The organism is Mesorhizobium sp. M1A.F.Ca.IN.020.03.2.1, assembly GCF_004023205.1.
Lineage (GTDB): Bacteria > Pseudomonadota > Alphaproteobacteria > Rhizobiales > Rhizobiaceae > Mesorhizobium.
In genome coordinates, this window is sequence record NZ_RZSV01000250.1 from 1 (window position 1) to 7,270 (window position 7,270).

Here is a 7,270-nt window from a genome sequence, read left to right on the forward strand (position 1 = left end):
CTTTCCGAGGGCTGATCCCGATGAGCATGACCGAAACGGCAGAGATGGAAGACGGCGAGACCCTGTCGCTGCACCAGCGGATCCTGTCCGACATCCGGGAAAAAATTCTGTCGGGTGCATGGGCGCCCGGCCACCGCATCCCGTTCGAGCACGAGCTGACGGCTCAGTATGATTGTTCGCGCATGACTGTGAACAAGGCGCTGTCGCAGCTCGCCAAGGCGGGGTTGATCGAGCGCCGCCGCCGCTCGGGCAGCTTCGTGCGCCAGCCGCAGTCGCAGGCGGCGGTGCTGGAACTGCACGACATCAGGATCGAGGTCGAGGCGCTTGGCCTGCCCTATCGTTATGAACGGCTGGAGCGCATGAAACGACGCGGCAATGCCGAGGATCGGTCGCTGCTTGGGCTATCTGCCACGGGTCCAGTGCTTTGGCTGGAGGGGCTGCATTTTGCCGGCGAACGGCCATTCGCGCTCGAGCAGCGCCTGATCAATCTTTCGGCGGTGGGCGAGGCCAGCGAGGAAGAATTTCTCGACATCGCGCCCGGCCCCTGGCTGATCGGCCGCGTGCCGTGGAGCGAGGCCGAGCACCGTATCCGCGCCATGGCGGCTGACGAAACTATCGCCGACACGCTCGACATCGATCCCGGTGCGCCCTGCCTGGTGGTCGAGCGCCGCACCTGGAGCGCCGAGCATCCGGTCACGCATGTGCGCTTCATCTATCCGGCGGAAAGCCACACGCTTGTGGCGCGGTTCACGCCTTCGCAGGGATGAGCAATCTTCCCCTCGCGGGCCCACGAGGGGAAGATTGGCGGATCCAGCGCCTTACAGCGCCGCCGTGATAATGATCTCGACCAGATATTCCGGGGTGGCGAGCTTGGCTTCGCCGGTGGCGCGGGCGGGCGTGTGGCCTTGCGGCACCCACTTGTCCCACTCCGAATTCATCTCGGCGAAGGTGCCCATGTCGGCCAGCCAGATGATCGCCTGCACGATCTTGGTCTTGTCGGTGCCAGCCTTGGCCAGCAATTCGTCGATGGTCTTCAGGATGTCGCGAGTCTGCGAGGCGACGTTGCCGCCGGGCTCACCGACTTGGCCGGCCAGATAGACAGTGTTGCCGTGAATGACGATCTGGCTCATGCGCGGGCCGACATCGATACGACGAATGCTCATGGGAGGTTCCTTCTTTCTAGGGTCGCGCCTGTTTAGAGTTCGTGCCGGCTCCGGGCAAGGCCGACCGGCGCGAAACCGATTGAGCCAATTTATCGGCTCCGGACCGCTTCCGTGTACACGGCGAGTTGACCGATCTGGACACAATTCTGCCGAACCGGCATGTTGACTAATGTAATAACATCACATATCGACGAGTGCTCTCGAATTCGTGTCCGATCCGGAACGCCTGATGAAAAATGCCTGCCTGACCTTCCGCGACCTGACGCTCGGTTACAACAGCCATCCGGCCATTCATCACCTCAACGGCACGATCCGAAAAGGCTCGCTGACTGCCGTTGTCGGCGCCAACGGCTCGGGCAAGTCGACGCTGATGAAGGGCATTGTCGGCGTGCTGAAGCCGATGGAGGGCACGGTTGTCCGCGCGCCCGGCGTGCGCACCGCTTATCTGCCGCAGCAGTCGGAGCTCGACCGCAGCTTCCCGGCGCGGGTGGTCGACCTTGTCTCGCTTGGCCTGTGGCCGAAGCGCGGCATGCTCGGCCGCTACACCAAAGAGGATCGCGAGTCGGTCAGCAAGGCGCTGATGGCGGTCGGGCTCGGCGGCTTCGAGAAGCGGCCGATCGACACGCTCTCCGGGGGTCAGCTGCAGCGCACGTTGTTTGCCCGCGTGCTGTTGCAGGATGCCGACCTCATCCTGCTCGACGAGCCGTTCAATGCCGTCGACGCCAAGACCGTCGGCGACCTCATCCAGCTGATAAAGCGCTGGCATGGCGAGGAGCGCACGATCATGGTGGTCGTCCACGACCTCGATCTCGTGCGGCGGAATTTTCCCGAGACGCTGCTGCTCGCCCGCCAGCCTGTCGCCTGGGGCGACACAAAACAGACGCTCAGGCCTGAAAACCTGCTCAAGGCGCGGCGTTTTCACGAGGCCTGGGAAGAGAACGCGCCCTGGTGCGAGCCCGATGACCATGGCCATGACCACGAACATCATGACCACGCGCACGCGCATGATCATCATCACGGCCATGGCTCCGGACCGAGGGCGGCGTGATGGAGTTTCTCTACGGCCTGTTCATCCAGCCCTTCGCCGATTTCGCCTTCATGCAACGGGCGCTGTTCGGCTCGCTGATGCTGTCGCTCGGCGCCTGCCCGGTCGGCGTCTTCCTGATGCTCAGGCGCATGAGCCTGTCGGGCGACGCAATGGCGCACGCCATCCTGCCCGGCGCCGCCGCGGGCTTCCTGTTCTATGGCCTCGAGATCCTGCCGATGACCGTCGGCGGGCTGATCGCCGGCATCATCGTCGCGCTCGGCGCAGGGGCGGTTTCGCGCTTCACCATCCAGCGCGAGGACGCCTCGATGGCGGCCTTCTATCTGATCTCGCTCGCCATCGGCGTGCTTATGGTGTCGATCCGCGGCTCGAGCGTCGACCTGATGCATGTGCTGTTCGGCACCGTGCTGGCGCTCAACAATGAGGCGCTGATCCTGATCTGCGGCATCGTGGTTGTGACGCTCGCCTGCCTCGCCATCTTCTGGCGGGCGCTGGTCGCCGAATGCCTCGATCCGCTGTTCCTGCGCTCGGTGAGCCGCATGGGCAGCCCGGTCCATTTCATCTTTCTTGGGCTGGTCGTGCTCAACCTCGTCGGCGGTTTCCAGGCGCTGGGCACGCTGCTCTCGGTCGGGCTGATGATGCTGCCGGCCGCCGCCGCCCGCTTCTGGACGGTTCGCGTCGAGCCGATGTGCGCGCTGGCGGTGCTGATCGGCTTTGCCTCCTGCATAGCCGGACTGCTTTTGTCCTATCACGCCTCACTGCCGTCCGGCCCGGCTATCATCCTTTCGGCCGGCGTCGTTTATTTCTGCTCGATCCTGTTCGGCACGCGCGGCGCGCTGCGCGCCCGTATCGTGCATCACCGCCACCGCACAGCTTAATCCCCAAGCAAGGAGACTCTTCCCAATGTTGAAATCCTTCCGCGCCGCCCTGGCGCTGAGCGTTATAACATTAAGCGCTTTCGCCACATCGTCCGCTTTTGCGGCGCCGCTCAAGGTGGTGGCGAGCTTCACGGTGATCGCTGACTTTGCGAAAAATGTCGGCGGCGACCGCGTCAACATCACCACCATCGTCGGCCCGGACGGCGACGCGCATGTCTACGAGCCGACCCCGGCCGATGCGGTGGCGATGGCTGGCGCCGATGTCGTGCTGGTCAACGGCCTGCATTTCGAAGGCTTTTTGCAGCGCCTGGTCGACACCAGCGCCACCAAGGCGACGATCGTGACGCTGACCAAGGGCGTGACGCCGATCGCCTTCAAGCCGGAATTCGCCGATGCCGACGCGGCCGAAGGCGCCGGCACCGGCGGCGGCAAGACGGTCAACGACCCGCACGCCTTCCAGTCGATTGCCAATGCCAAGATCTACGTGAAGAATATCGCCGATGCATTCTGCGCCGCCGATAGCGCGGGCTGCGACACCTACAAGGCCAATGCCGCCGCTTACACGCAGAAGCTCGACGCGTTGGAGGGCGAAGTGACCGCGGCGATCCAGGCGATCCCCGAGGCCAAGCGCGTCGTCATCACCTCGCACGACGCCTTCGGCTATTTCGAGCATGCATACGGCCTGACCTTCCTTGCTCCGCAAGGCATCTCGACCGATTCCGAGCCTTCGGCCGCCGACGTGGCCAAGCTGGTCAACCAGGTCAAGCAGGACAAGGCGGCGGCGATCTTCATCGAGAACATCACCAACCCCAGGCTCATCGAGCAGATCGCCAGCGAGACCGGCATCAAGGTCGGCGGCACGCTCTATTCCGATGCGCTGTCGCCGCCCGACGGCCCGGCCTCGACCTATATCGACATGATGCACAACAACATCGAGCAGTTCAAAGGCGCGCTGCTCGGAAGCTAAGCGGCATCATCCAACCGGGCTAAAATCGGCCCGGTTGGATTTTCCGCCCCGCACTCTCTATTTGGCAGAGAGATCCGGTGCTACGGATTGCCGCCAATGCCGCGCGGTGGCATGACTGCGGCCAAGGATTGCGAGGACGACGCTATGGAATACCGCCAGATCAGCGAAGACTATTCGGTCTCGGGGCAGATCCAGCCCGAGGACATCGTTGCCATCAAGGACGCCGGCTTCAAGAGCGTCATCTGCAACCGGCCGGACGACGAGCAGCCCGGCCAGCCCTCTGCCGACAGCGTCAAGGCGGCCGCGGAAGCTGCGGGGCTCGCCTTCCGCTACATCCCGGTGATCAGCGGCCAGCTCACCATGGACAATGTCGAGGATCAGGCCGAGGCGCTCGACGAGCTCGAAGGCCCAGTCTTCGCCTATTGCCGCTCCGGCGCGCGCTGCACCAACCTCTATGGGCTGATCCAGCAGCAGCGGGGGTGAAAGCTTGCGCATTGGCGAGAGCCAATTCCGCAGGTTCGCGTTCCGTCGCCGTCGCATCCAACAAAGATCTCCGCAAACTAAATCGGCAGCGCGCCGGTCTCCTTGAGCGTTTCCAGCACGATCGCTGTCTTGACGTGCCGCACCGATTCATGCGGCAGCAGCACGCCGTTGACGAACTCGGAAAGCGATTTGAGATCGGGCGTCACCACCTTCAGGATGTAATCCATCTCGCCGGTCAGCGCGTGCGCTTCCTGCACCTCGGGTAGCCGCGCCACCAGTTCGCCGAAGCGGCGGGCATTGTCGCGGTTGTGGGTGGCCAAGGTCACCGAAATCACATTGACCAGCGAAAAGCCGAGACGGTCGCGGTCGAGCACGGCGCGATAGCCCCTGATATAGCCATCTTCCTCCAGCCGCTGGCGGCGGCGCGAGCATTGCGAGGCCGACAGGTTCACACGCTCCGAAAGGTCGTTGTTGGTGAGCCGCGCATCGCCCTGCAGGAGCGCCAGTATCTTGCGGTCAAATTGATCAAGGCGCGCATCATCCATGATTTTCTCCCCAATCATGCACAATCTGCGCACATGATGGGCATTCCAGGCGGTTGAATGCAAGCACCATGCAGCCGTCCAGCGTTATTATGGTGAAAATCGGCCAAGCACGGCCGCAACAGCTTTCGGAGGACTGCCATGGGCCCTTTCCCGCATGACGCCCCGCCCGCCAAGATCAGCAAGGCGAATCCCGCCGGCACCGACGGCTTCGAATTCGTCGAGTTCGCGCATTCAGAGCCGGCAAAACTCGCCGAGCTCTTTGCCCGCATGGGCTATGTCGCGGTGGCGAAGCACCGCACCAAGGACATTACCGTCTGGCGCCAGGGCGACATCAACTATGTCGTCAATGCCGAGCCAGGCTCGCATGCGATGAAATTCGTCGAAAAGCACGGCCCCTGCGCCGCCTCGATGGCGTGGCGCGTGGTCGATGCCAAGCATGCCTTCGACCATGCCGTGTCGAAGGGTGCTGTGCCCTATGAGGGCACCGACAAGGCGCTCGACGCGCCGGCGATCGTCGGCATCGGCGGATCGCTCCTCTATTTCGTCGAAATCTATGGCGAGAAGGGCTCGGCTTACGATGCCGAGTTCGAGTGGCTGGGCGAGCGCAATCCAAAACCCGACGGCGTCGGCTTCTACTATCTCGACCACCTGACCCACAATGTCTATCGCGGCAACATGGACAAGTGGTGGGATTTCTACCGTGACCTGTTCGGCTTCAAGCAGATCCATTTCTTCGACATCGACGGCAGGATCACCGGACTGGTCAGCCGGGCGATCACCTCGCCCTGCGGCAAGATTCGCATTCCGCTCAACGAGTCCAAGGACGAAACCAGCCAGATCGCCGAGTATTTGAAGAAGTACAATGGCGAGGGCATCCAGCACATTGCCGTCGGTACGGACGCGATCTACGATGCCACCGACAAGCTCGCCGCCAACGGGCTGAAGTTCATGCCCGGCCCGCCCGACACCTATTACGAGATGTCGCATGAGCGCGTGCACGGCCATGACGAGCCGATCGAGCGCATGAAGAAGCACGGCATCCTGATCGACGGCGAAGGCGTCGTCGACGGCGGTATGACCAAGATCTTGCTGCAGATCTTCTCGAAGACGGTGATCGGGCCGATCTTCTTCGAATTTATCCAAAGGAAGGGCGACGAAGGTTTTGGCGAAGGGAATTTCCGCGCGCTGTTCGAATCGATCGAGCAGGACCAGATCAAGCGTGGCGTGATCAAGCTGGATGGCAGGGCGGCGTAGTCAGCCGAAAGACCAAGCCGCCGGCTACTCTAAAGGCCGGCGGCCTTCCTCAGAATTTCGTTGATTCGGCTCTGCCAGCCGGGCCCGCTGGCACGGAAACGAGCAACCACATCGCTGTCGAGGCGCAGCGTTACCTGCTTCTTCGGATTGTCGAGTGCCGGCCGACCACGTGAGCGGCGAATGCTTTCGGCAAGGTCCGGAAACACGTCGGCGAAGGGACGAGCATTCCGAAAATCCTCCTCGGTCCATTCGGGATTGTCCGAAACCGCATCCCAATCTTCCTCGGTGAATCCCTTGCCTGACTTGAATCCGTTGTCCAGCTTTGTAGTGTTCAGCTTAGCTTTCGCCATCGAACAATCTCCTTTCCGTCTGGTTGGCCGCCCGCATTGAAATAACCGAGATGCCTTCGGAGCCAAGCCGGGAAAAGACCACTGCAACAACGCCGCCGCCGACTACCCGACCAATCGCCATGAAACGGCCGGATTTGGCCGCCCGGATCGCCGAGGCAAGGAAAAACTCCTCGTCTAGCGCCGCGAAATCCAAGCCGTGTTTGTCAATGTTGGCCAACCGTTTAGGTTCATCCCAGACGATCTGCATCTGAATTTATGTACCTACATGAATTAAGTCAATAATTTTCGTAACTACAATAATTCCCGAAGCGTTCTCACTTGTTCACAACCCAAGCCGCTCGACCTCGTCCTTCCTGAGCTTAATGTCGTAATCGAGCAAGAACTCATCCAATTGCGGCGGCGCAACCGAGGTGCCCGACAGCATCGCGTGCACTTGGCCGCGATGGTGGATGTCGTGCAGGAAGACATGGGCGAGGATGTCGCCGATCTTTTCGGGGATCATGCCGTCCTCGCGTCGATCGGTGAGGACGCGGCGGTCGAGATCAAGCTCGGACAGGCTGTCGCAGAAAGCGACAAGTCTTCGGT

Annotated in this window: 11 protein-coding genes; 6 read left to right on the plus strand and 5 right to left on the minus strand. The window is 62.1% G+C overall.

Annotation, left to right across the window (positions count from 1 at the left end; genetic code table 11):
- Positions 1 to 20 precede the first annotated feature (20 nt).
- The gene (gene hutC, locus EOA79_RS27040) at positions 21 to 767 is read left to right on the plus strand and encodes a histidine utilization repressor (RefSeq protein ID WP_095824772.1); all 747 of its coding nucleotides are present in this window, start codon (positions 21 to 23) and stop codon (positions 765 to 767) included.
- A gap of 51 nt (positions 768 to 818) precedes the next feature.
- On the opposite strand, the gene EOA79_RS27045 is transcribed toward hutC, so the two are convergent.
- Positions 819 to 1,163, minus strand: a complete 345-nt coding sequence (locus EOA79_RS27045; protein WP_095778583.1) for a RidA family protein — start codon at positions 1,161 to 1,163, stop codon at positions 819 to 821.
- Positions 1,164 to 1,392: 229 nt separating this feature from the next.
- Between EOA79_RS27045 and aztA the strand changes: the two genes are divergently transcribed.
- From aztA to EOA79_RS27065, 4 genes are all read left to right on the plus strand, one after another.
- Positions 1,393 to 2,211 carry a zinc ABC transporter ATP-binding protein AztA gene (gene aztA / locus EOA79_RS27050; protein ID WP_095824773.1) on the plus strand — a complete coding sequence of 273 codons (819 nt, stop codon included), beginning with the start codon at positions 1,393 to 1,395 and terminating at the stop codon, positions 2,209 to 2,211.
- Positions 2,211 to 3,086 carry a zinc ABC transporter permease AztB gene (gene aztB / locus EOA79_RS27055; protein WP_067000522.1) on the plus strand — a complete coding sequence of 292 codons (876 nt, stop codon included), beginning with the start codon at positions 2,211 to 2,213 and terminating at the stop codon, positions 3,084 to 3,086. Before aztA ends, aztB begins: the two co-directional genes overlap by 1 nt.
- Before the next feature lie 25 nt (positions 3,087 to 3,111).
- On the plus strand, positions 3,112 to 4,053 hold the full coding sequence (aztC, locus tag EOA79_RS27060; RefSeq protein ID WP_095824774.1) for a zinc ABC transporter substrate-binding protein AztC: 942 nt from the start codon (positions 3,112 to 3,114) through the stop codon (positions 4,051 to 4,053).
- Positions 4,054 to 4,197: 144 nt separating this feature from the next.
- A complete protein-coding gene (locus EOA79_RS27065; RefSeq protein ID WP_067000965.1) occupies positions 4,198 to 4,536 on the plus strand; it encodes a TIGR01244 family sulfur transferase in 339 nt (112 codons plus the stop codon).
- Between the two features lie 77 nt (positions 4,537 to 4,613).
- Here EOA79_RS27065 and EOA79_RS27070 read toward each other — a convergent pair whose 3' ends face one another.
- Positions 4,614 to 5,081: an Lrp/AsnC family transcriptional regulator gene (locus EOA79_RS27070; protein WP_127335571.1), complete on the minus strand. Its 468-nt coding sequence runs from the start codon at positions 5,079 to 5,081 to the stop codon at positions 4,614 to 4,616.
- A gap of 138 nt (positions 5,082 to 5,219) precedes the next feature.
- Between EOA79_RS27070 and hppD the strand changes: the two genes are divergently transcribed.
- A complete protein-coding gene (gene hppD, locus EOA79_RS27075) occupies positions 5,220 to 6,335 on the plus strand; it encodes a 4-hydroxyphenylpyruvate dioxygenase (RefSeq protein ID WP_095824776.1) in 1,116 nt (371 codons plus the stop codon).
- 29 nt (positions 6,336 to 6,364) lie between these two features.
- Here hppD and EOA79_RS27080 read toward each other — a convergent pair whose 3' ends face one another.
- From EOA79_RS27080 to EOA79_RS27090, 3 genes are all read right to left on the minus strand, one after another.
- Positions 6,365 to 6,685: a BrnA antitoxin family protein gene (locus EOA79_RS27080; RefSeq protein ID WP_095801227.1), complete on the minus strand. Its 321-nt coding sequence runs from the start codon at positions 6,683 to 6,685 to the stop codon at positions 6,365 to 6,367.
- Positions 6,672 to 6,932 carry a BrnT family toxin gene (locus tag EOA79_RS27085; protein WP_095783194.1) on the minus strand — a complete coding sequence of 87 codons (261 nt, stop codon included), beginning with the start codon at positions 6,930 to 6,932 and terminating at the stop codon, positions 6,672 to 6,674. The genes EOA79_RS27080 and EOA79_RS27085 overlap by 14 nt, the downstream gene beginning before the upstream one ends.
- Before the next feature lie 75 nt (positions 6,933 to 7,007).
- Positions 7,008 to 7,270: DinB family protein (locus EOA79_RS27090; protein WP_281060301.1), on the minus strand; the 263-nt coding region annotated here is incomplete at its 5' end.